This is a genomic window from Desulfobacter latus (genome assembly GCF_013389365.1).
GTDB classification, from domain to species: domain Bacteria; phylum Desulfobacterota; class Desulfobacteria; order Desulfobacterales; family Desulfobacteraceae; genus Desulfobacter; species Desulfobacter latus.
The window spans coordinates 64,962-89,311 of sequence record NZ_JACADJ010000010.1 but is presented as its reverse complement, the minus strand read 5'-3'; the positions used below and the strand labels follow the sequence as shown (position 1 = coordinate 89,311).

Here is a 24,350-nt window from a genome sequence, read left to right as displayed (position 1 = left end):
TTATAATCCCGCTACACTTGAGGCGGGAATCAAAAAATGCCTCTATTCTGATATTTGAATTATAATAAGAATCTAATATTCAATTTGCTTTGTCAATGAAATTCGGAGTGACATTGTTTTGTTGAAACACAACGCACACGGAAAGCTCAAGCCTCGCAAACCGGATCGGATGGTTTTCTTTAGAATCGTTTTAGTTACTTATGAGACCGAAATAATTTAACCTGGGAGCGCAGGCGTCCCGCCTGCATCGTTACTGCGGGCGGGACGCTCGCGCTTCCGGATATATAAAAATGGGCAAATTATTTAAGACCCATTCCTTAAAATCAAGCCCGAAAGATGTGAGTGGTGAGTATTATAAAAAACAACAGCTTGTTGTAAATCGCACTACTTTTATATGAAGTATTTTGAAGCATATTCACGGGTTGATTCCACAGCTTTGAAAAGATGGGGCGTCAGGTGTACAACTTTTTCAAAAAGGGCATAAATTGTTTCCGACTTATACTCATGAGCGATTTCGTTTCTTAATATCCGTATTTCAATAAAAATATCTGCGCTGGAAATAAGTCCCTTTTTTTCAGCCCTGTTAATCCGGTCCCTCACTGTTCCTGAATCTTCAAGATCAAGGTTGTCGATCAGCCTGAAAATTCTTTGTATCAGCATGTCACTCATCCTTGCAAACCTGCCGGTCAGGGCTTCAAAGCTTTCAAGTTCCTGATGGCCGACCCCTTCAATTAAATTAATATTTTTACATTTTTCATAGGAATATCGCAGTATCTCAGTGGCCTTTTCAAGCTGAAGAAGTTCTGATTCCAAATGCTTGACAAGGTTGTTCATGTGAGCAAAATTCCATTTTTTCGTGCTGTCTTTACAAACGGGTCATCAAAGTTTCCGGTAACGATGATATCTATTTTTTGTTCGTCAAGATGTTTGAATATGTATTTCTTAATTTCAAGCTTGCTGTCAAAGGATATATTTTGTGAATGGACTAAAATATCTATATCCCCTCCTTTTTTAGTGCTGTCTGCTCTGGAACCGAAAAGATAGATATCGGCGTCCGGATCCACACGTTTTACAGCCTGTATAATAATACGCTTTTCTTCAGGTCTAAGTCTCATCGGAACGCAAATCCCAAAATCGGGCTATACGGATAGCTCAAGCCACTCAAACCAGATCGGATAGGTCTCCTTGTACCAGCTCAGAATCTGTTTGAGCATTTCCTGCTCCACAGCGGAAATCGTGGTCGGTGAAATTTTGTCAAAGCGTACCACCATCTTGTCGCCAAAATGCTCTATGGCTTCGGTGCACAATGTCTGAAGTTCGTTGCGGATTCTGCCGGAGTCTGAAATTTTGACCGCCCGGGTTTTATAATATTCTCCCTTGAGAAACCGGTTGAGCAGCGGCAAGAAAACCAGCTTACTTTGCTGAAAAGGCTCTAACAGGCGAAGGGCAAAGGTAATGGCCTTGTCCCCGAATTCCGACGTTACCCGAACAGTTACTTCCCAAGTGTCTTCACTGATTTGTTTTACGCCCTGGGCACCACTGTATGGATCCGGCAGCATATATCCTGATACGGCCAGGGTCTGCCATTTTTTTGCGGCAATCAAATCGCCTGCATTGATGGTCCGCGGTTTTAAGGGAATGCCTGCGTTTTGGGCATCCATGATGCTGTTGCGGTAGATTTCAATCATTTCCGGGGGGACATCGGTTTCAAACAGATCCTGCTCAAGCCTTGTGGCAAAATTGTTGTCTTGGGGATCCAGCTTCATGGCCGCCGCATCCTTGTCATGGGGTAACTTGAATTTGGAGGAGAGCACAGCCAGGGATACATTCAGGCCCAGAATACCGGACAGGCTGGCCGCCTGCATGGCTTCGGCCGAAGCGGCATATCCATCCACCACCAGCAGGTGAATCTCTCCTTTGTCATCGGTCCAGGGCTTGACTGCAAAGGTCGGCGCATAGGTGCCTGAATCGGTGAACGGCGCTATTCCTGTGGGCAGGATCCAGTTTTCGTCGATCAGATGGGCCCCGGCATCCCGCCATTGCTCCCATAATTTTCCGATTCTTTCCTGCCGTACATCGCCGGTCAGGGTCCAGACATGGACATTTTTCGCCTTAATCCCGTTAAAGGTCTCCTGAACGGCATCCATCACCATATGGCGCGGGGTGAAATAATTGATCAGAATGGACTTAAAAGCCGCGTTTTCCACGACTTCTTCCGGGAGAACAAGACACCCCATATATCCTTCATACTGGTCACTGATGATCAACGGCTGGTCAAAAAGATGGAAGACACTCATGGGGCCTGTGGGGTCTCCCTTGGCAAACCTTGAGGTGTTTTCCAAAGTGTCGATGGCGGCCCCCCACACGGTGATGTCCCGTTTCTGGATATCCCGATAAAATTTTTCCCAGGGATATTCAGGATCATTGATCAGCCGCAGCACCCGGTCTTCAAGAAACTTGGCCACCTGGGGCCGGGCATAGATCCTGCCGAATCCCAGCAGGGGATTGGCGCCCATTTCCGGGGTTTCTCCAGCTTTGGGCATCAGTCCTTCCCCTAAACAGACCATGATGGCATGGTTTTCCGGCAGGGTACGGGACAGATACCACAGGCTTTCGCTCATGGCGTAGGCGGAAATGGCATCAGCATCTTTTTTTACCAGGTTTAACGCTGTTTTGGGCAGCCCCTTTCCTTCCCCGTAACGGCCAAAGAGCCGGGTGCCCAGGGCCGTGACAGCGGCGGAGACTGCCAGCATTTTTTCGGTACGCCCGTCAGTGAAGGAGACCGCATCCATATGGCGGCGTTTGATTTTTCTTTGGGATACGTCGCTGTGCCAGTGAATGCGCACATCTTCGAGCCATAAATGGAACCGGCCCAATATGGGACGGGTGTCAAAGGCCCACTGGGAAATCAGATTCTGTTTTTGTACATCCGCCGGTGACATGTTTTTTGCTGATTTGCTAGAATTGTCAGTTGCCGTAGTCATAAAAAATCACCTTTAGGGGTTGGTCGCTGACTTTAAAATAATGTCAAAGATTGTTAAAAATTCAGGGATTGGCCGACAATAGAATCAAGCCCAATACTCAGATATCATATTTATCCGGATTGTTCATCTTTTTTGTTTCATGCCGCCAAAAACCATTTTCAAAAGAAGAAAAGGTATTTGCCGGTGCCACTATGGAGGTTGGGAGGAGGCATGAGCGGTGCATCCGAATGTCGTTGTCGTGCTAATAAAAAAAAATTATAAACAAAATATATTTAAAACAAATATCTGCTAGAAGTTTATACCTTATTGAAACAAAAGATTTAAAATCTATTAATAAATGCTGGAGGTTGGCATTGGACAGAATTTTAATCATTGACCCTGAAAAAAGTGTCACATTCACCCTGAGAAAACTGCTTGAGCATGATTTCTCAAACGTATTGTCATGCAATGATTTAATCACAGCTGAAGATATCACCAAAGCAAATAAATGCGACATTATCATCGTGAATTCCGGTATGAAAAGCAACGATGGGACCGGTATCATTCCCTATTTGCAGAAAAAATACCCGGCGTCGCTGTTTATTGCAATCACCGAAAACAGCCATGAAAATAAGAATATGCCTGAAGGGGTCATCGGTGCCGTTAATAAACCCATTGATTTTTTCACAGCCCATTCGGAAATCCTCAAAATGATACAACGGAATCGATCCGACAAGGGGCTTACAGGCATATCCCTGGAAGACTACCTGCAAATTTTTTGCCTAAACAAAATGACCAAGGCGATTCTCGTCAAAAAAGAGACCTTGCAGGGGATTATTCTGGTACATAACGGGAAGGTGATTTATGCGGTTCAGGATAGATTAGTTGGCGAAAAGGCGTTTTACAAAATGTTATCCTGGAATTCCAAATCGCTCAAAGAAATCGAAATTAAAAAAATACCGCAGCCCAATATTGAAAAAAACATAGAACACCTCCTGCTTGACGCCGCTTACCAGATTGATGAAGGTGAGGCGAATGAACCTGAAAATGAGTTGCTCTCCGAAGAGGCTATGGCCGATTTTTCCAACACATTTGAACAGGATTTATTTTCCGGTAATAAATTACCAGCCAAATCGGACTGGGTCTCTGACGTCTCACAACAGGAAAAAACAGGCCGGGGACAAAAGAAAAACCTTGCAAAAACGGCCTTGTTTTTTATCCCCCTTCTTATATTGCTGGGGTTCGGTGGATATTACGGCTATCAGAAATATGCGGGACACCCAAATACCAATAGCGATGCAATGATATTGAGAACGGCCCAGGCGAACCAGGAAACGGAAAAAAAGGTCATGGCCGATACGGCACCGGCAGAAACCGCAGGCTCGGAAGCGATCCCCAAAGGGGTGCAAGGCAAACATCAAGCTGCCGGGCAATCGGTTCCTAGCACAGCCAATGAAACGGAACTCCTGGCCCGCGTGATCCAGCGGGTGATCCAGGAAAATAACATCACGTCGGCAGAAACAACGCCGGCGGAAACCACTCCGGCAGAAACCATTCTGCGGCTCCACGGCTCCAATACCATCGGCGCAAAACTGGCTCCTGCCCTTGTCAAAAAATATCTGACTCAGAAACTGGACGCAAAGCAAATCACCGTCAAATCCGGTGACCATGCCAATGAAAGTACCATCCTGGCCTTTGTGGATAAGCGGCATATCGGTATCGAAATCCATGCCCATGGTTCCAGTACGGGCTTTAAGGATCTGGCGGCCGGTAAATGCGACATTGCCATGGCCTCAAGGCAGATTAAAAATAAAGAAATTGACAAGCTGGCATTCCTGGGCGACATGTCTTCGATTTCCAGTGAACATGTCATCGGTCTGGACGGCATTGCGGTTATAGTTAATAAAGTTAACAAAATTAATAAATTGACCAGCAGTGAAATAAAAGAAGCGTTTAACGGATCAATAACAGACTGGGGCCTGCTGGGCGGTAATTCCGGCAGTCTGATCAATGTCTACTCGCGGGACGACAATTCAGGCACCTACGACACATTTAAATCCATTGTGCTTGGGAAAGAGAAACCCCTGATAAATACAGCCAAACGGTATGAATCAAACCCGGTTCTGTCCGATGATGTCAGCAAAGACAGGGATGGTATCGGGTTTACCGGACTGCCGTATATCAGAGGCGCCAAAGCCCTTTCGGTTTCCGACGGAGCAGGACAGGCGATATTGCCGACCTTTTTCACTGTCGCCACAGAGGATTATCCGATATCCAGGCGGCTTTACATGTACTGCAGTCCCATCCCCGATAATCCCAACGTACAGCCTTTCATTGATTTTGTACACTCCGAAGCCGGACAGAAAACCGTACAGGAAATCGGTTTTGTGGACATGAATATCAGATCCTTTCACATGCCTCCCCCATCCGCTGAAACGGTAACGAACAAAACGGTCCTTGACCGGTATTTAAATGAGATAAAGGATGCCAAACGGTTATCACTTAACTTCAGATTCAAAAAGGCGGCATCAGAGCTTGATAACCGATCCATAAGGGATTTGGACAGGATGGTCAAATTTCTTACGGACAAGGAAGAGCGGATTATCCTTGCCGGATTTGCCGATAATTCGGGAAGTTATAATTCCAACCTGCAGCTTGCGATGGGCCGGGCGCAAAAAGTTGCATCCGAAATGCAGTCACGGGGCATTATGCCAAGCCAGGTGTTGAGCTGCAGTGAAGAGCTGCCTGTCGCTTCCAATGATTCCGCAAAGGGAAGGGAAAAAAACAGAAGGGTTGAGGTCTGGATCAAATAATAAACCATAGTCACAATAAAACGGAAGAACTTGGTGCAAACTTATGTGAAATTATAGGCAATGTATCTTCGCCGAAATAAGTTGTTTTGATCTGCCGTGTCCTGTATGGTAAGCCTATATGACGCAGATAACTGATAACTTGCCTAACACCGGTCATATCAAAGACGTCTTAAAAGGTGTCGTGGACCGGGTCACATTCCATAATCCGGACAATGGCTGGTCCATTCTCAAGATACTGCCGTTTGATCGTCCGGGTAGCAGGGAAACCGTTGTGGTCCATCAGACCAAGGTGTTTGCCGGTGCCACCATGGAATTTGAGGGGGCATGGACGGTGCATCCGAAATTCGGGCGGCAGTTCAAGGCCGTGCATGCCAGGGAAAAAAAGCCGGCTACGGCATCGGCCCTGGAAAAATATCTCGGTTCCGGGCTGATCAAGGGGGTAGGGCCCAAAACCGCAAAAAAAATCGTGGCATATTTCAAGGACCAGACCCTGGATGTGTTTGAATCCGATATTGAGCGTCTTGTGGAGGTGCCGGGGATTGCCCACAAAAAGCTTGAAATGATTTCAACGGCCTGGACCGAGCACCGGGCCATCCGGGATGTGATGATGTTTCTGCAGTCCCACGGCATTTCCACGTTGTTTTCCGTTCGCATATTTAAAGAATACGGCCATAATGCCATTGCCTGGATCACCCAGGACCCGTATCGCCTGGCGGCTGATTTTTTCGGCATTGGTTTTCTTACTGCGGATAGAGTGGCCTTGAGCATTGGCCTTGAAACGGACAGTCTCCCAAGAATCACTGCCGGCATCCGCCACGTACTGTCCGCCGCCCGGGAGTTCGGGCATTGTTATCTTACGTTCCCTCAGATCAACAAACAGGTAAACACGCTGCTCAATCTTGATTTGTCACAGCAGCTTGAAACCCTTCTGGCAGACATGGAAGCCCAGCGGCTTCTGATGCGCAGGGATCTGCCTGATGACAACGGGCAGCCCGTGGCCTGTTACTATGCCCGGTCGCTTTATTTTGACGAAGCTTATGTGGCAAGGCGTCTTTTAGATCCAGGGCCTGACCGGACCTTTGACCAGGCCCGGATTGACCGGTGGGTGGCGTTGTACTGTCAACGGTTTCAGATGCAGCTTTCTGCTGAGCAGGCTGCCGCGGTCAAAGGGATGGTACAGCAGCAGTTTTCCGTTCTCACCGGCGGTCCCGGATGCGGTAAAACCACGGCCACACGGGTCATGGTCCGCCTGCTGGAGGCCATGGGGCAAAAGGTGATGCCGACCGCGCCCACGGGCCGGGCTGCCCAGCGTATGAGCGAGGTGATCGGAAAACCGGCCAAAACCATTCACCGACTTCTGGGCTGGAAAGCCGGCGGGTTTAAAAGAAATGAAAGTTCGCCTTTAAAGACGGATTTTCTGGTGGTGGACGAGTGTTCCATGCTGGATATCAATCTGACCGCCTCTTTGCTCAAAGCCGTCCCGAGGCACAGCCAGGTCGTGTTTATCGGCGATTATGACCAGTTGCCGTCGGTGGGGGCGGGCAACGTACTCAAAGATATTATTGCGTCACAGGCCGTGCCCTGTTTCCGGCTTACCCAGGTATTTCGCCAGGCCCGCTCCTCTTTGATCATAAAATTTGCCCACCAGATCAACCAAGGCAGGATGCCGTGGATAAAAAGTCCGTTTAAATATCCTTCCGTCTGGCAGGATGGAACCGACTGTCTGTTCATTGATTCCGATGAAGCTACCAAAGAGCAGATCGCCTTTGTCAGCCGGGTTAAACGGTTGTATATGCCTGTTGATCCGGAAACGTCAAACGGCAGTGCCGTTCAAGAGACGTCTACTCCCCGTGATGCCCGGGATAATGATCATGGAGACTTGTATGAATTCAGGGTTAACGAGTCGTGTTCACCCTGGGAGAGTGAAATTGCAATCCCTAAGAAATTTACCCATGTGGATCTGACCCGTCTGGCAGGCACTGAAAATCGCATTGAAGAGCTTATGGCTGTGGTGGAAAAGGTGCATCCATGGTCTTCCCTGCATTATGGACTGTCTGCGTTGGATGCGGTGAAAAAATTATATCTGGCCTGGATTCCCAAATACCTGGGAAAAGAGACGGAAATCCAGATTCTTTCCCCCATGACCCGGGGCAGTCTCGGAACGCTTTCTTTGAACCGTGAAATTCAGAACAGCTATAATCCCATGGGGCCGAACAAGGCTCAGCTCACCGTGGGGCAGCGGGTATTCAGAACCGGAGACCGGGTGATTCACAGAAAAAACAATTATGATCTGGAGGTCTTTAACGGGGACATCGGCATCATTGACCGGATCAACACCATGGATATGACCTGCACGGTGCGTTTTTTACCGGATAACCGGGTGGTGCACTATCAGCAGGCAGACATTATGGAACTTGACCTGGCCTATGCCGTTACCATTCATAAATCCCAGGGCAGTGAATTTGAAGTGGTGATCATTCCGGTATTGACCCAGCATTTTAAAATGCTTTTCCGCAACCTGATTTACACAGGAATTACCCGTGCCAGGAAACTGGTCGTGTTTGTCGGAACCCGAAGGGCGTTAGGCATGGCCGTAGGGAACCAGGATATCAGCCGCCGCCAGACCGCGCTGCAGACCTTGCTTGCAAAAGAGGTAAAACCATAGCCGCTGCAGGACTGTTTGTCTCTAATCTCTATTTTCTAATTCATTGATTTCATTTTTAAGTTTGCCTGCACATTTGAATGTGACAACCCGTCTTTTTTTAAGGATCATGGCATGCCCGGTAGCCGGGTTTCGGCCCTTTCTCGGTGACTTTTCGATTACCTGAAATTTTCCGAAGCCGGAAACCATAATATCTTCACCCGAAGCCAGGGTGGACTTCATGATTTCAAGCAGGGTTTCAAGCACCTCTTTGGACTGAGAAGGGTTTTGGTTAAATATATTTGAAATTTTTTCGATGAGTGTGGATTTGGTACAGGTCAAAATTTCAGCCTTTTTTTAGTTGGATTGAATGAACTTGGGATATGATAATCTGTTTTCCAAAAGAGTCAAGCAATTAGATGTTTTTAAGTAAGGCCTGATAGGCGTTGCTCAGTTCCACAAATTTGTCGTGACTGCCGCCCCTGTCCGGATGATGTTCTCTGGCAAGACGCCTGAATTCCCGGGTTAGGTCTTTTTTGTTCATAGATTCCAGGGCGTTGATGGTAAGATTAAAAATTTTGAGTGCCCGGGATATCCCAATTTGCCGGGTAGCACCAGGCGGCTTAAACCATCGATTTTTTTGACGGAACTGAAAATCTTTAACCATATCATCCAACAGCACCGAATCGCCGTAAGTGTGATCAAAAAACATGATTGCATACCGGATCAGATATTCATGCAGGCAGCCGGTCAATTCAAAAAGTTCCTTATTCAGAACACATAACTCCTGGATAAAAAAGGCTTCTACTTTATCCTGGTCCAGCGCATGGGGCATCTGCTTGGCCATGAACCCTTTGAAAAATCGATGGAGATCAAGTACCGTATATACATAGGATTTAAGATCTTTTCTTTTTAAAACCCGCTCCTGTTCTATGAAAAGCTGTTCGATTTCATCTCGGGATTTGTTGTGCAACTGCCTGAAAATCACTGCCGGCATATTAAAGGTGGGACCCTGATCCATGCTGCCGAATTTAAGAAAATGGGCCCGGCGTTTGTCAAAGGCATGGACCTGTCGTGCAATGGCCTCCTTCTGCGCCCGGCTCATGGGCGTATACTGCTTGAAAGAGCGCTGCCGGAACGTCTGGGTGGCCCTGCGGATATCGGGCCGTAGAAAAGGCAGGAACACGTTTTCAAGCAGATCACTGTCAAAGGTGCCGGCCAGACTCGAAATTTTTGATTCCAGATCCGGATTTAAATACCAGGCATTGCCGCCGGGATAATCAATCCAGGCCCCGGGGCAGGGACCTATATCAAAAATGTCCCGGGCGATCATCTGTTCACCCTGTCTGACGGATTCCCGCAGGATATAGGTGGTCTGTCCGTTTTTTTGTACTTTTGCCAGATACATGGTTAACCGTGTGGCCCTGGATTTTTATATGCCAGGGTCTCCAGTTTGATCAGGTTGTAATGTCTTGTACCAAGACCGATATCCTGGGCATAGGCAAGCTGATGTTCCCAGTCCACGCATGGGTAAAGCCCTTTGAACTTGTCCTCTCCCGGGGCCAGGTGGGTGGTCAGCACCGAAGACGCAAGGCCCGGGGCCTGGTTGACCAGGTCTGCACAGGCCTGGTCAACGGCCACGGGATCCCGGGATGCCACCACACCGATATCATTGCAGATGGGGGCTTCTGCATAGGGCAGACAGTCGCATTTGGGGGAGACATTGGTGATGAAGTTGACAAACAGGCACTTACCGGCTTTATCTTTCAGCACACCGGCAGTATATTCCATCATTTTTTCAAGAAATACAGGGACATCCTGGTTCCAGTTGATTTTGATGGACTGGGTGGGGCAGCGCACAATGCATTCAGCACATCCAATGCAGGCCGCCTTATTTATATAAGCCTTTTGATTTTCAATGGTTATGGCCTGCCCCGGGCAGTGCTGGGCACACAGGCCGCATCCGGTGCAGGTTTTGCGTTTTATTTTGGGACTTACATTGGAGTGCTGGTCCAATTTTCCCCGGCGGGATGCACACCCCATTCCCAAATTTTTAAGGGTGCCGCCGAATCCGGACAGTTCATGGCCTTTAAAATGGGCCAGTGCCACAATAGCGTTGGCATTGACAATTTCCGAACCGATAAACACTTGGCAGTTGTGTTTGAGATCCACCTGAACGGCGGTCTCGCTTTTTCCGAACAGCCCGTCGGCAATGATCAAAGGGGCGGCATCCATGGATGAATAGGAAAACCCGTTTTCCACAGCGGTTTTGATATGGGACACCGCATCAGATCGGGTTCCCACGTAAAGGGTGTTGGTATCGGTCAAAAAGGGGGTGGCATCTGCTTTTCTGATGGCCCGGATAATTTTCCGGATAAGGACGGGCCGAATATAGGCCGTATTTCCCTGTTCACCGAAATGTACTTTTACAGCGGTTAGATCATTTTTGTCCAGGACGGTCTGAAGTCCTGCCGTGGTTACCAGACGCGCCAACTTGGCGGGCAGGTTCTCTCTTGATGTGGCGGTCATGTCCATGAAAAATACATCAGCACCCATTCAATTCTCCTTTTTGGCTTTAGGGCCATGGAACTTTTAATAGTTCCATGGCCCGTATTTCGCGCTTAATTACTATAATAAGTATCCGCCATGGAAATTCAATGTTCCCATGATTTTTCGTGATTGGTCTGGACATTGGAACGATTAGCGAGTAATTAAAATAACCCATGACATACATTACAAAATTTAATAAAGTTGTAAATACCCTTGAGAAAATCTATATTCTGTTTGACACGGCTATGGCGGCATTTCCATTTGCCTGCGCCAAGCAGTGTTCAGACTGTTGCACCTGTAATGTCACGGCGACAGGTCTTGAAATTGCCTATATCCAGGACCGGCTAAAGGGCAGGGCACTTGACGATATCCGTATGCGGTTGGCACGTACCGGGCAACGCCGAAGGTTCAGGCCGCTTCAGACCACCAACGGATTTGCGTTGGCCTGCATGGAGGGCCGTGATACGGAAGAGGAAGAGAACGATCCGTCCTGGGGTACCTGCCCTCTGCTTGAAGATGGAATCTGCACCATCTATCCTGTCCGCCCCCTGGGATGCCGGGTGATGATGTCCACAACCCCTTGTCGGCAGACAGGACAGGCGGATATGCCTTTTCTTGCATTAACCATAACAACCATTTTCATGCAGTTTGTGGAGCATCTGGATGCGGGTGGGCTCTACGGCAGTTTTCTTGATCTGCTGGAACATGCAGGGAATAATGCTTTGGGTTGTAATGGCTTGCCGGGGAAAGACAACATCCCCGGCACTGTACAAAATTTAAAAATTCCTGCGCTTATGATTCCGCCTGAGCATGTTAAAAAGACTCAGGATCTTGTTCAGTCTCTTGGAAGCATAATCCGTGAAAATAACTGTTCCTCAACTTGACTTCACCCGTAAGAATGGGTTAAAGCTTGCCTGCATTTTAAATATACAGCACCAACCTAATTGTATACAAAAATTAAGGAACAACCATGACGAAAAACGTGGTAGAGAAAATTGACGATTTAGTAAAAATCAAGACCATTCTTGTCAGCGTATCCGATAAAAGCGGGCTTGCGACATTTATTCCCGGATTGCTTGGGATCAATCCCGATATCACCATTTTATCCACCGGCGGCACCTATTCCAAAATAAAAGAGATTCTCGGGGCTGATGCAGAAAATAGTCTTAAACAGGTCTCTGATTATACCGGCCAGCCTGAAACCCAGGGAGGACTTGTTAAAACCCTTGATTTTAAAATTTATCTGGGCCTTTTAACTGAAACCTATAATCCTGCCCATCAGGATGATTTAAAAAGAACCCATGCATTGCCCATTGATATGGTTGTGGTCAATCTTTATCCATTTACTCAGACCATTGCCAAAGAAAATGTAAGCCTGGAAAATGCCCGGGGGAATATTGATATTGGCGGGCCGACCATGATCCGGGCCGCTGCTAAAAATTTTATCCGGGTGGCCGCGGTGGTGGAACCTGAATCCTATGACGGTATTCTGGCATGTCTTAACGCAAAAGACGGGGCTTTGGGGCTAAATGACCGGTATTCACTTGCATCAAAGGCATTTGCGCATACCGCCCAGTACGACCGGGCCATTGCCGATTATCTGACCGGGCGTTCAAAAGAAGACGTTGAATCGTGTTATAAAACAGGGGAGATGTAAATAGTAAATATGAGCACAGATCTTAAAAAGATGTACAAAACCATAATGGATGACCATTTTACCCCGGCCATGGAAATTTCCTTTGTGAATGGGAATAGTCGGCAGACCCTGTTTTATGAAAAAGTCTCCTGGATTATAGACGGCGTAGAAAAGGGACTTCGTTACGGGGAGAACCCGGGTCAGGAAGCCGCATTATACCGGCTGGTCAATGGAAATTTGGCACTGGGAGATGCAAAAACCATCGTACCGGGCAAACATCTTGTGTCCGATATTGAGCTGCTGCAATCCGGTAAACACCCGGGCAAAACCAATTTGACAGATGCAGACAATTCTTTGAATATTTTACGGTATTTTACGGATACGCCCTGCGCGGTGATTGTCAAGCATAACAATCCGTGTGGGGCTGCCCGGGCGGACAGCCTGGAGCAGGCTTATGCCAAAGCTTATATGGCAGACCGTATCGCGGCGTTTGGCGGGTGCATTGCCCTGAACAAGGCCGTGGACAAGGCAACCGCTGAAGGCATTGCCGATCAGTATGCTGAAGTGGTGGTGGCCCCGGAGTTTGAGGAGGGGGTCATTGATATTCTGGGCCGGCGGAAAAATCTGCGGGTAATCCGGATCAATGCTATGGATAAACTGCAATCCTTTATTGGTGAGCGGGTGGTGGATTTCAAAAGTCTTATGGACGGCGCCATTGTGGCCCAATGGTCCTTTGTGCCCAAAACACTTAAAAAAGAAGATCTTTTCATTGCTTCCACAGAATATAAGGGAACGACGTACAAAATAGCCCGGGTCCCCACGGACCAGGAATACGAGGATATGCTTTTTGGCTGGCTGGTGGAAACCGGTATTACCTCCAATTCCGTAATATATGTCAAGGATAATTGCACGGTGGGCATCGGCACTGGTGAACAGGACCGGGTAGGGGTTGCGGAAATTGCCGTGGACAAAGCCTATCGCAAATTGTGTGACCGGTACTGCTTTGAACGGTACAATACCTCCTTTGCCGACATGACCGATGAAGATAAAAAGGCGGAAATTGAAGCGGATGTGGCCAAAGAGAAGGGCGGACTTATCGGTTCTTCCATGATTTCAGACGCTTTTTTCCCATTCCGGGACGGCATTGATGTGGGGTTACAACAGGGGGTCAAAGCCGTTATCCAGCCCGGAGGCTCCATGAATGATTATCAGTCCATTGAAGCCTGTAATGAATATGGGGCCAGCATGGTGTATACAGGCCAGCGTAGTTTTAAGCATTAAAATATTTTTTTAAACAGCAAATAACGTTAACTGACCGCGCCGTGCATCCGCATGCTGGATCGTCACTTGAATCTGATCCCCTGATTTAAGTTTCAGCCCGGATGCCGGCAGTCTGGATTCAAGCATGAACTCCTTGATAAGAACGTTGTAATGATCCCTGTATACATCAAGCACCAGTCCTTCAAAGCTTTCCCCTCTTAAATCCTCCAGGTATTTGATCAGCCAGTAGCGTTTACGGGCGGCCTGGATGCGGCCTGTATTGGATACAGCCACGGAAATGGCTGCAAGGATATCGTCAAGCTCTTTGGATGAATAGGGGGTGCCTATACCCAGTATTGCTTTGATTTGCCGCTGGGTAAGCAGGTCATGGTAGCGCCTGATGGGAGAGGTTGCCGTAACATAGGCAGGTACGCCAAGGCCTGCATGGGGCTCGGCATGGGTGGTGATAACAGCCCGGCTTAATTGTTTACGCTGGAGGAAATTGGGCATTAATTGCGTTTCAATACCCTTGAAAATACGTTGTTTGGGCTGTGCCTGGGACCGGAAGACCCCTGGCATATCGTTATTTTTTAAAAATTCAGCCATGAGGGTGTTGGCCAGAATCATCATCTCTGAGACCAGCATCCGTGACGGATTCTCCCGGTCCACTTTTGTATAATGGATCTTTTTATTTTCATCCAACCACACATTGACCTCGGGCAGGGTGATCTGAATGGCCCCGGCCTTGAGACGTTTATCCCGCAGTACGGTTGCCATTTTGTAAAGTGTGGTGATGGGATCATTTTTGCCGTTTACCATATTGGCCTCGGTATAGCTCATCTGCTGGTGTACCTTGATCACTGATGGAACGATTTGATAATCCTGGACCTCAAAAAAGCGATTCATCTGTACCAAAGTTGAAACCCCTGGTCTCAACTGGTCTTCCTTAAGACTGCACAAATCTTCGGACAGGCTGGAGGGCAGCATGGGTAATTTGTCGTCCGGCATGTAAATGGAAGAGGCGCGTTCCCTGGCAGCCATATCAATGGTATCCCCGTTGCGGATGCAGGCCCCGACATCGATAATATGAATGCCAAGCCGATAACCGTTTTCCGTTGTTTCAAGGCTGATGGCGTCGTCATAATCCTGGGTGGATTGGCCGTCAATGGTAATTAAAGGTAAATTTGTCAGATCCTTGCGTTTGGGATCGTCAAATATCAAGGGGGCTGTTTTGCACAGTTGGTAAGCGGCCTGGTTCACCCTGGTTGAGAATGAAGTGGGAATCTGAAAGTATACCAGATCCAGATTTTCATCCACATCCCAGATACCGGCTTTTACAAAAATTTCAAATAACCGGTCAGGGGAACTTAACCCTGCTTTTTTGATGATCGACTTTGCTATGGCGGCTTTTTCAGCATCATTGCCGAAAATATAATAGTTTTTTAAAGTTTGCAGGATTACAGGATCCGGTTCTTGATTGATATCATCATGATCCCGTAGCCGGGCTAACCAGGCCGCCCCCCTTGTGATCAGTGCATTCTTTTGTTCTTCTTCCCTGATCTGACGTTTTTTTGCCGCTACCTGCGCTTCTGTGAAAGGCAAAAAAATCACTTTGTTAAATTTAAAATATAGGCGATCATTAAAAAAGGCACGGATAACGGCAGCTTCGTGATCCGGATTCAATGGCGGATCAAAACAGAATAAGGTCATTGTGGAAATATCAATTTCCTGGGGGTCTTCATGGAGGATTTCCCATAACTCTTTGATATCTATAGATTCTGATAGTTTTTTGCGGGTTTCGGTTACCTGCTTGAGGTGAGAGACCAAGGCTGTTTTGGAAAGTCCTGTATCCAATACGGTTTCGGAAACATGCGCCAGGCGTTTTTCGGAAAAGCTGACTTCGCGACTGTTTTCATTCAACAGCCGAAGTTTTCCTTTTGCTTCACGTAAAATAACCGCAGATATAATTTTTTGCTGGTCTATATACTCAACAATGTTGCCTATATTCATGCAAGGACAATAACAGGAAGGTGTATTAAAGTCAAATCCGGCAAACAAAGACATTGCCTTGAATACCCCTTGTTTTTCAAGTAAGATAGCTATTATGCCAAAGAAAAATACCAGGAAAAATAAACAAAAACTAAAGCGTAAAAATGATCTGCCCAAGCTGGCATCGGATAAAGACTTTTTAGATGCCTTCCTAATGGATGGCAAAGAGGCTGTGAAAGAAAAACAGGAAAATTTAAAAAAACCTGTTGAACCTCGGCCAAATTTGAATAAACATGGTCTTCCCTTTTTGGATGATTATGAAACCTGGATGAATAAAAATACGGATTCCCATACCCTGTCTGCTGATAAGACCGCAGAACAGGAGGCGGCAGTGTCTGAATCCGAGATGGCATTTTCAACCCTGTTGGAAGCGTCCTGGAAACAAAACCGTCCCCCACGCCATGTGCCTAAGCCGATGCCCTTAAAACGGAGGCTCAAGCGCTATCCGCCACCCGAAGCAGATCTTGACCTTCACGGGTTCACAGCCATCGGAGCCCGGATCAAAACCCAAACTTTTATTTCACGTGCCCATGTCCAGGGATTTTTTACCCTGCGCATTATTGTGGGTAAGGGGCTTCACTCCGAGGATGGGCCTGTGCTGCCCCATGTGGTGGAGGACCTGATAAAGGAGATGAAAAATGACAATCTCGTCCTATCCTACAAATGGGAGGGCGGAAAAAGATCAAAATTTGGTGCGTTGCTGGTTTATCTTAAACAGTTTACTGATTAAGTTGATATTTTTTTACGGCTCTGTTGTGGTCTTTCAGATTGGTTGAAAATTTATGCGTGGTGTCGTTTTTTGATACAAAGAAAAGGTAATTTGTTTGGGCTGGATACAGGGCTGCCTTAAGGGCTTGTGCGCCTGGGTTGGCAATAGGACCGACTGGAAGTCCGTCTATCTTGTAGGTATTATAAGGTGTGACACGCCTTAAATGTTTATATCGAATTCTTCCGTCATAGTCAGAAACCCCGTAAATCACTGTGGGGTCACTTTCAAGTCGCATATGGCGTTTCAGGCGATTATGAAAGACCGATGAAATGATAGGTCTTTCTTTTCCATTGCCGGTTTCCTTTTCAATTATTGAGGCAAGAATGACAACCTCATGGACGCTTAAGCCTATTTCTTTTGCCCGGGTTTTCCATGTGCGGTTAAATGTTTTTTTAAAGGTGGATATCATTTTTTTGATTAAGGTTTTGCAGTCTGTCTCTTTGGAAAAAAAATAGGTCTCCGGAAACAGATATCCTTCCAATGTCATACCCGGTACGTCACATTGATTGATAAAGTCAAGATCATTGCATAAAGATAAAAATTGTTTGCGGGAACACAAACCGGCTTCCTGGGCAAGGATCGCAATTTCTTGCATATTCATCCCTTCGGGAATGGTCAATCGGTATAATTTGCTTTTACCGGAAATTAGAATGCGCATGATGGTTTCCGGACTCATGCCGGTGTTCATTTCGTATTCCCCGGCCTTTATCCGGGTCGCAGCCTTTTTTATCCGGACATATAGTTTAAATGCAGTGGGATTTGAAACTAAATCCTGGGATTTAAGATTCTGGGCGATGGTAGTTAAATGCTGGCCGGAAGATACCGTGAAGGTAACAGGTATAGAAATTTTGGCTGCAGGTGTCTTGATAAAAGTGGCCATCCAGTGCATAGCAGCTCCGACGGCTATTGTAATGCACAAGGAGATCATGACGATAAAAAGGATAATTTTTTTTATCATTGTTAATATAAATAAAACGGGTCTGCCGGTAAATCGGTCAGACCCGTATGTTTTAATTATTTCCTTGTACCTTATTTATTTAGCAATAGGGAACTCGGTATCAGGATTGTAGCAAATCCGGCAGCAGTTCAGACAGCGATCAGCCTCGGCAAGCGCTTGGTCTTCGGGCAGAACCAGATCAACTTCAATCATTGAATCCAACCTCTCGCTAACTGGTATTTCCGGCATTTTAGCCCGTTTAATGGGCGTTATGCCGTCAACTTTTTTGAAAATAGATTCAGGGATATTTTTTCCTTGTAAGGAATTCTCGACCGGTTCAACCGGTTTTCCTTTCAGGAACAGATCAATGGAACGGGCTGCACGCCTTCCACCCCCGATGGCAGTAACAACAAGGGAAGGCCCGGTTGCCGAATCCCCCCCGGTGAAGATATATGGGATTGAAGATTGCAGGGTTTCAGGATTGTTGTCAATGGTATTCCAGCGGGTCAATTCCAGATCTTTTATTTTCGGAGTTGGATCAGTATCCTTAAAAGAGGGATCCGGTGCCTGACTGATGGCAGAGATGACCATATCAACGTCCAGTACCGTTTCAGACCCTTCAATCGGTACTGGACGTCTTCTACCGGATGCATCCGGTTCACCCAGTTCCATCTGCAGGTATTCAAGGCCTTTAACCTTGCCGTTTTCATCTCCAATAACCCGTGTGGGGGCTGCAAGGAATACAAAATCAATGCCTTCATGTTCTGATGCAACAATTTCCACTTCATTGGCAGGCATTTCATTTCGGGTTCTTCTGTAAACAATGTACACTTTTTCAAGGCCCAGCCGCTTCAGTGTTCTGACGCAGTCAATGGCGCTGTTTCCACCACCGACGATGGCAGCGGTTTTTCCTAATTTCATTTCCTGGCCGCCGGCAAATCTTGAAAGCCAGTCAATTCCCTTATAACATCCGTCAAGGTCTTCCCCTTCAATGCCAAGGGCATAATCATTCCAGGCACCAATTCCCATGAATATGGCGTGGTATCCGGAGGCTATCAAAGAGCTTAGTCCAAAGTCTACGCCGAATTTAACCTGGGTAAAGGCATTGATTCCTAAATCGAGAATTCCCTGGATTTCCCAATCCAGCACCTTTTTGGGAAGTCTGTACTCTGGGATGCCGTATCTGATAATACCGCCAAGTTTCGGCATAGCGTCAAAGATATCGACCTGATGACCGATCCGCCTTAAGAAATAGGCACAGGAAAGTCCGGCAGGTCCGCCGCCGATGACAGCCACTTTTTTACCGGTATCAGGGGCACAGGTAATGGGAATCCGGGAACCGGAATTCATTTCATAGTCTGCCACAAAGCGTTTGAGCTGGTTAATGGAAACCGGTTCATCCTCAATACCCCTTCTGCACATATCTTCACAAGGATGCGGACATACCCTTCCGCAGGAAAGGAGAAGGGGGTTTCTCATGCGTATGGTTTGAACCGCCTCGTCATATTTACCGGCTTTTATTTCACTGATATATTTTGGAATATTGATTTCAGCAGGGCAGGTCTGGGAACACGGAGCCAGAGCACCATGCTCCTGGTTGAATTCCATTAGTTTTTCGCTCAGGGTCTTGACTTGAATAATATCTTTGGGACAGGCTTTCTGGCAGGCGCCGCAACCGACGCATTTAGCGTCATCAACCACGGGATATCCATCCGGTCCCATGTGAAGTGCATCAAACTGGCAGGCCTTGACACAGTCCCCAAGACCGATACAGCCAACCGTACACACCCTGTGTCCACCAAAAACAGCAGTCATGGCTTTGCATGATGAAACCCCCATGTAGTGGTATTTATTTTCAGCCCGGTTGCCGCCCTCACACAAATTATAGGATAAAGGTGCTTCAGCCGCACCTGCATCTACGCCCATAATGCGAGAGACAGCTTCAACCCCTTCTTTGGAATTAATAATGCAAACGGTTGGCGGTTCTTTGCCCGCCACAACGGCTTCCGCAGCTGCAGAGCAGCCTGCATATCCACAACCGCCGCAGTTTGCGCCTGCAAGATTGTTTTCTACCTGTGCAATTCTGGGGTCTTCATACACATAAAAAATTTTGGATGAAAGACTGAGCACGATGCCGCATGTTGCGCCAATGCCCAGCATTAGCAGTATAGCTGGAATCATACAATCACCTTAATATTATATTTTCTGTTTAAACTAAACCATGCCCCTGAAAACGGTGAAGACCAGTGCGATCATGCCCGCCGTTATAAGGCCGATAGAGGTATCCTGCAACGCTTTTGGTACCCGGGCAAGGATAACGCGTTCCCTGACGCCGGCGAACAGAATAAGCGCAAGGCCAAAACCTACGGCATAGGCAAAAGAAGATACCAGCGCCTGAATAAAGGTGTATTCTTCCTTGATGTTGATCAGACACACACCCATAACCGCACAGTTGGTTGTGATCAGTGGAAGAAAGATACCAAGGCCTGCATAGAGTCCCGGGATACTCTTTTTTAAAAACATTTCCACGAATTGAACCAGAGACGCAATAACCAGAATAAAAGACACTGTCCGCAGAAATTCTACATTCAGGGCCTTGAGCAGGTATAAATCCACAATCCAGGTTATCATGCCTGCCATGACCAGAACAAATATAACAGCCATTGCCATGCCTACAGCAGTTTCCATCTTTTTGGAGGTGCCCAGGAAAGGACAGTTGCCGAGGAATTGAGCAAGGAGAATATTGTTAATGAAAATACAACTGATTGCCAGGACAAATAAATCACCCATATTAATATCTCCTTACCTTATTTTTTTCCGATGAGATTCATCAGGCAGAGCATCATACCCAGGCCCACAAATGCACCGGGGGCTTCAACCATAAATTGAAAAGGAATATATCCATGCCCGATTGTAAAAAGAGGTGTGCCGCCCCACACGGTCAGGGTACCGGCACCGATAAGCTCACGCACCGCGCCAAGGGAAGACAGTGCCAAAGTAAACCCGATACCCATGCCAAGACCGTCTGCCGCCGAGAGCATTACGGTATTTTTTCCGGCAAACGCTTCGGCCCGGCCTAGTACGACACAGTTTACAACGATCAAGGGGATAAAAATACCGAGTTTCAGGAACAGTTCATAGGTATATGCCTGCATCACAAATTCAACGATGGTTACAAAAGTTGCTATAATGACGATGTAGCAGGCAATTCTGACCTTTGAGGGAATTATATTTCTAAGCATGGAGACCAAAATGTTTGAAAACAAAAGGACAAAGGTGGTCGCCATTCCCATGCCGATACCGTTCTCACACGTTTTGGTCACGGCAAGGGCCGGGCATAGCCCAAGGACCAGCCGGAACAAGGGAATCTCAGCCCAAAGTCCTTTTGTAAATTCTTTTACCAGGGATTGTGCCATAATTATATCTCCTGAATGACCTTATTAATTCATCTGTTTAACAATTTCAGGTTTCAGTTTCTTGTATAGATTTTGGGCTGCCACTGCGGCCTGGCTGACACCAACAGATGTCACCGTGGCCCCGGACATGGCATCAATGTCGCCGCCCTGGCCTTTTGTGCCAAAATTTGATGCCATGGACATGCCAGCAAACTGGCCTACAAAGGAAAGGTCTTCTTTGGCCCTGGAACCGATGCCTGGTGTTTCGGCATGGGTGGTCACCCGCACGGCAATGATTTCATCGGTGTCAAGGTTTACGCCTACCATCAGCCCGATAGGACCGCCGAATCCGGTTCCCTTTGCTTCAAATGCAACAGCCTTTATTCCATCTGCCAAAGTACTGGGGAAAACTTGCAGCTCAGTGTCTTCAGCCTTGACATTAAAGCGTTCTTTGATGGGATCATTGGTCGCATCGGCAAAGATAGCCTTGATGGCAGGGGCTTTTTGAAATTTCAGTACCTGTTCTTCAATCCGGGGTTCGGTTTTCACCTTAACAGCTGCCAGAAGACCGCCGGATACTGCCGTAAGAACGGTCAGTACCACAATCATACTTAACATTTCACGCATTGGGCACCCCCTTTCCAAGAGCTTTGGGTCTTATTGTGTCAATCAATGGATTGACAAGGTTGATCAACAGGATCGCCAGGACCGTTCCGTCCGGATAGATACCAATATTACGGACCAGAATGATCATTAAACCACCTAAAAATCCATAAATCAGCATGGGGATACGATTAACCGGTGAGGATGAATTTTCCACAGCCAGAAAGAAAGCACCTATAAGGGTATATCCTGAAAGCAGGTGGAACAGGGGCGGGGCATATGTGTCAGGATGGAGTACAAAGAAAAGCGTTGCAGTAATCAAAACGCCTGCAATGAATGATGCCACAATTTCCCAGCGTGCATACCCTTTTAATATCAGATAAATGCCGCCGATTATGATGCCGAGCCCGAACGTGGAACCGATACCGCCCACTTCGTTGCCCATGAGCAGATCATAATTGGAAAATGAGGCCAGCGCGTATGTACCCTGGGCTTTCAGCGCCGCCAGAGGTGCAAGGGCAGTGAAATCAAATTGATATGATACATACGCCGTATCAAAGTCCAAGAAGGCGGGCCAGGACATCGTGAGAATTGCAATACCCACCAGCGTTGGATGGAAGGGATTGGCGCCGGTACCACCAAATACAAATTTGCCCAGGACCACGGCAATAAATGTGCCGGTGATTACAACCCACCAGGGCATTGTGGCCGGAACCATCATGCCGAACAACAGGCCGATAATCGCAGAGTCCATATCTGCTATAGCCATTTTTTTCTTGGAGAGGACCGACATGATCACTTCCCAAAGCATAGCTGATGAAGTGGCAAGGGCCAGCACCCCAAGGGCAGGCGCGCCAAAATGGAAAATACCGAAAAGGGCGGCCGGTAAAAGGGCGATAAAAAAGTTCAGGTTCTGTTGGAACAAGCTGTCTCCGTTATGCCAGAAAGGGGCATGGGAAACGATCAGTTTAGTGTTTGTCATTGGCTTTCTCCCAGCTTCAAGCATTTTCACGAAGGGTCAACAGTTCATGTTTGCCCAGACGGATATACTGATATAAAGGAATCCCGGCCCTGCATACATAGCCGCAAAGTCCGCACTCTATACAGGATTCCAGATCAAACCTGTCTGCCGCCTCTTCATAAAGGTTTGCTTCAAGATACCGTACCAGCAGGTTCACGGGTACATTGGCCGGACAGACGCGGACGCACTCACCGCAATTAACACAGGCATTATCCGAAATTTCCGGGATAACATCACTGTCCTGTACCATAAGTGTATCCATATCCGGAACCACGGGGTGATGCACCGTATACGTAGCAAAACCGCGCATGGGTCCGCCGATGATGACTCTATCCTGTTCATTGATTTGGACATTAAAACAGGATAATATTTTACTGATGGGTGTACCAATAGTGGCCTTGACCCGGTGCCTTTGCCCGCCCTTGTCAATCAGGGTAATGATCTTATCAAATACCGCATGTCCGGTTTCGTAAGTTCGGGCAAGGGAAACCAAAGCCTCGGGGCGAATAAAACAAACCCCCTCTTCTTCAGGGAGCGTCCCTGGTGAAAGCGCCTTGCCAAAATGGTCTTTCATTATCATGGCGGGTAGATTGGACGGGTAGGTATCAGATGTTTTGAGAACATTGAACCCATCAAGGTTCACCTGGGCTGAAAGTTTTTCAGGCACTGTAATGCACATCCGATCAGCCCGGGTCATCGCTTTAAGAATTTTGGCTCCGGCAACCATCAGGCCTGCATATGCAGTACAGACAAATTGACAGGTATCACACAAAATATCTGTGTCTGCACCTGTCACAACAATGGTCCTGATATCGTAGTTTGGGTTTGTCAGGGTTGAAACGGGCAGTGCCCCGGGAATGTGCCCAAGGTAATCGGCGGCAAATTCAAGGGTTTGTTCCAGGTTTGTCTGGGCCCATTGATCATCATCTTTAGCCGATGGATCCGGCTTGATCGTTATATAGGTTGCAGTGCTGCCGAAGTCATCGGCGTAGGAATCAAATTCTTTGATCGTACCTGCCGCAGGAGATAAAACATAAGGTGCGCTGTCGTCGTACAGTTTTAATTTCTGCCCTTTTTTGACAGCATCTCCCGGGCCGATCAAAGCCTTCTTTGCGCGGTCGATTTTTTCAGGCAAAAGAAGCGTAAGCGTGCCGGGTATTGCCAACTCCTCGGCAGATGGCAGGGACGTATCAAGCAGATCATACGTCAACCTGGGTTTGGATAGAGCGAAAAAAGATCGTTTAATCATAATTAGTCCTTAAGTTTTGTAAAAATCTTAAGCCAAGCGTTAAATTTTTTCAGATCAATGTCTATCATCCTGAAAAAATTTATTGTGCGTGACATGCATTACATTCTACCGGACCCGCACCATAATCTTCATGGCATCCCTTGCACTGGGCGTGGAATGCGTCAGCCCTGGCCGGCATGCTTTCATCACCTTCTTCCTCATGACACTCGCTGCAGTTGTAGGTTTCGTCATATTCAAGGTTGTGGTGGCAGTCCAGACAATCTAAAGAATAGTCGTCTGTGTGCATGAGGTGAGTGAATAAAACTTTGCCTGCTTTGTTCTGAAACATCAGTCTGACTGGATTATCCGGAACAGGTGGGGAAAAGGACGCATAACATACAATCCCTGTGACTAAAAGAACGATCATGATGCATACAGCTATTTTCAGGTCTCGTTGTGATGTCATAATTCTTCTCTCAATATTT

21 protein-coding genes are annotated in these 24,350 nt (G+C 47.2%); 6 read left to right on the top strand and 15 right to left on the bottom strand.

From position 1 onward, the window contains the following. Positions 1-390: 390 nt before the first annotated feature. The 3 genes from HXW94_RS05135 to HXW94_RS05125 are packed head-to-tail and all read right to left on the bottom strand — an operon-like array spanning position 391 to position 2,984. Positions 391-834 carry a hypothetical protein gene (locus tag HXW94_RS05135; RefSeq protein WP_178365822.1) on the bottom strand — a complete coding sequence of 148 codons (444 nt, stop codon included), beginning with the start codon at positions 832-834 and terminating at the stop codon, positions 391-393. Continuing rightward, positions 831-1,115 carry a nucleotidyltransferase domain-containing protein gene (locus tag HXW94_RS05130; protein ID WP_178365821.1) on the bottom strand — a complete coding sequence of 95 codons (285 nt, stop codon included), beginning with the start codon at positions 1,113-1,115 and terminating at the stop codon, positions 831-833. Before HXW94_RS05130 ends, HXW94_RS05135 begins: the two co-directional genes overlap by 4 nt. Before the next feature lie 24 nt (positions 1,116-1,139). After that, positions 1,140-2,984 (bottom strand): hypothetical protein, encoded by a 1,845-nt coding sequence (locus HXW94_RS05125; RefSeq protein ID WP_178365820.1) that lies wholly within the window; start codon positions 2,982-2,984, stop codon positions 1,140-1,142. Positions 2,985-3,337: 353 nt separating this feature from the next. Between HXW94_RS05125 and HXW94_RS05120 the strand changes: the two genes are divergently transcribed. Continuing rightward, positions 3,338-5,776, top strand: coding sequence for a substrate-binding domain-containing protein (locus tag HXW94_RS05120; RefSeq protein WP_178365819.1), 2,439 nt, complete (start codon positions 3,338-3,340; stop codon positions 5,774-5,776). 118 nt (positions 5,777-5,894) lie between these two features. Continuing rightward, complete coding sequence (recD2, locus tag HXW94_RS05115) at positions 5,895-8,441, top strand: SF1B family DNA helicase RecD2 (RefSeq protein ID WP_178365818.1); 2,547 nt, start codon at positions 5,895-5,897, stop codon at positions 8,439-8,441. 21 nt (positions 8,442-8,462) lie between these two features. On the opposite strand, the gene HXW94_RS05110 is transcribed toward recD2, so the two are convergent. The 3 genes from HXW94_RS05110 to HXW94_RS05100 all read right to left on the bottom strand — a co-directional run bounded on the left by HXW94_RS05110 (position 8,463) and on the right by HXW94_RS05100 (position 10,973). Continuing rightward, positions 8,463-8,759, bottom strand: a complete 297-nt coding sequence (locus tag HXW94_RS05110) for an integration host factor subunit alpha (RefSeq protein ID WP_178365817.1) — start codon at positions 8,757-8,759, stop codon at positions 8,463-8,465. Positions 8,760-8,832: 73 nt separating this feature from the next. Beyond that, entirely contained in the window at positions 8,833-9,825 is a 993-nt protein-coding gene (locus HXW94_RS05105; protein ID WP_178365816.1) for a DnaJ domain-containing protein, read from the bottom strand. A gap of 2 nt (positions 9,826-9,827) precedes the next feature. After that, on the bottom strand, positions 9,828-10,973 hold the full coding sequence (locus tag HXW94_RS05100; protein WP_178365815.1) for a DUF362 domain-containing protein: 1,146 nt from the start codon (positions 10,971-10,973) through the stop codon (positions 9,828-9,830). A 167-nt stretch (positions 10,974-11,140) separates the two neighbouring features. On the opposite strand from HXW94_RS05100, the gene HXW94_RS05095 reads away from it, so the two are divergent. From HXW94_RS05095 to HXW94_RS05085, 3 genes are all read left to right on the top strand, one after another. Beyond that, the gene (locus tag HXW94_RS05095) at positions 11,141-11,851 is read left to right on the top strand and encodes a YkgJ family cysteine cluster protein (RefSeq protein ID WP_178365814.1); all 711 of its coding nucleotides are present in this window, start codon (positions 11,141-11,143) and stop codon (positions 11,849-11,851) included. A gap of 86 nt (positions 11,852-11,937) precedes the next feature. Further along, positions 11,938-12,624 carry a hypothetical protein gene (locus HXW94_RS05090; RefSeq protein ID WP_178365813.1) on the top strand — a complete coding sequence of 229 codons (687 nt, stop codon included), beginning with the start codon at positions 11,938-11,940 and terminating at the stop codon, positions 12,622-12,624. A gap of 9 nt (positions 12,625-12,633) precedes the next feature. Next, positions 12,634-13,884, top strand: coding sequence for an IMP cyclohydrolase (locus tag HXW94_RS05085; protein WP_178365812.1), 1,251 nt, complete (start codon positions 12,634-12,636; stop codon positions 13,882-13,884). Positions 13,885-13,893: 9 nt separating this feature from the next. Here HXW94_RS05085 and HXW94_RS05080 read toward each other — a convergent pair whose 3' ends face one another. Further along, a complete protein-coding gene (locus HXW94_RS05080) occupies positions 13,894-15,783 on the bottom strand; it encodes a ribonuclease catalytic domain-containing protein (RefSeq protein ID WP_246293752.1) in 1,890 nt (629 codons plus the stop codon). A gap of 184 nt (positions 15,784-15,967) precedes the next feature. Between HXW94_RS05080 and HXW94_RS05075 the strand changes: the two genes are divergently transcribed. Continuing rightward, positions 15,968-16,642, top strand: coding sequence for a Smr/MutS family protein (locus HXW94_RS05075; protein WP_178365810.1), 675 nt, complete (start codon positions 15,968-15,970; stop codon positions 16,640-16,642). On the opposite strand, the gene mltG is transcribed toward HXW94_RS05075, so the two are convergent. The 8 genes from mltG to HXW94_RS05035 form a co-directional block, all read right to left on the bottom strand. After that, positions 16,632-17,639 (bottom strand): endolytic transglycosylase MltG, encoded by a 1,008-nt coding sequence (gene mltG, locus HXW94_RS05070; protein WP_178365809.1) that lies wholly within the window; start codon positions 17,637-17,639, stop codon positions 16,632-16,634. The two genes, HXW94_RS05075 and mltG, sit on opposite strands and share 11 nt — an antisense overlap. A gap of 75 nt (positions 17,640-17,714) precedes the next feature. Then, complete coding sequence (locus HXW94_RS05065; RefSeq protein ID WP_178365808.1) at positions 17,715-19,799, bottom strand: FAD-dependent oxidoreductase; 2,085 nt, start codon at positions 19,797-19,799, stop codon at positions 17,715-17,717. A gap of 33 nt (positions 19,800-19,832) precedes the next feature. Further along, positions 19,833-20,408, bottom strand: a complete 576-nt coding sequence (locus HXW94_RS05060) for an electron transport complex protein RnfA (protein WP_178365807.1) — start codon at positions 20,406-20,408, stop codon at positions 19,833-19,835. Positions 20,409-20,425: 17 nt separating this feature from the next. Continuing rightward, positions 20,426-21,034 (bottom strand): electron transport complex subunit RsxE, encoded by a 609-nt coding sequence (rsxE, locus tag HXW94_RS05055; RefSeq protein WP_178365806.1) that lies wholly within the window; start codon positions 21,032-21,034, stop codon positions 20,426-20,428. Between the two features lie 24 nt (positions 21,035-21,058). Beyond that, positions 21,059-21,640, bottom strand: coding sequence for an RnfABCDGE type electron transport complex subunit G (rnfG, locus tag HXW94_RS05050; RefSeq protein ID WP_178365805.1), 582 nt, complete (start codon positions 21,638-21,640; stop codon positions 21,059-21,061). After that, complete coding sequence (locus HXW94_RS05045; RefSeq protein ID WP_178365804.1) at positions 21,633-22,598, bottom strand: RnfABCDGE type electron transport complex subunit D; 966 nt, start codon at positions 22,596-22,598, stop codon at positions 21,633-21,635. The genes rnfG and HXW94_RS05045 overlap by 8 nt, the downstream gene beginning before the upstream one ends. 16 nt (positions 22,599-22,614) lie before the next feature. Beyond that, positions 22,615-23,886, bottom strand: coding sequence for a 4Fe-4S dicluster domain-containing protein (locus tag HXW94_RS05040; protein WP_178365803.1), 1,272 nt, complete (start codon positions 23,884-23,886; stop codon positions 22,615-22,617). 79 nt (positions 23,887-23,965) lie between these two features. After that, positions 23,966-24,331, bottom strand: coding sequence for a cytochrome c3 family protein (locus tag HXW94_RS05035; protein ID WP_178365802.1), 366 nt, complete (start codon positions 24,329-24,331; stop codon positions 23,966-23,968). Positions 24,332-24,350: the final 19 nt, after the last annotated feature.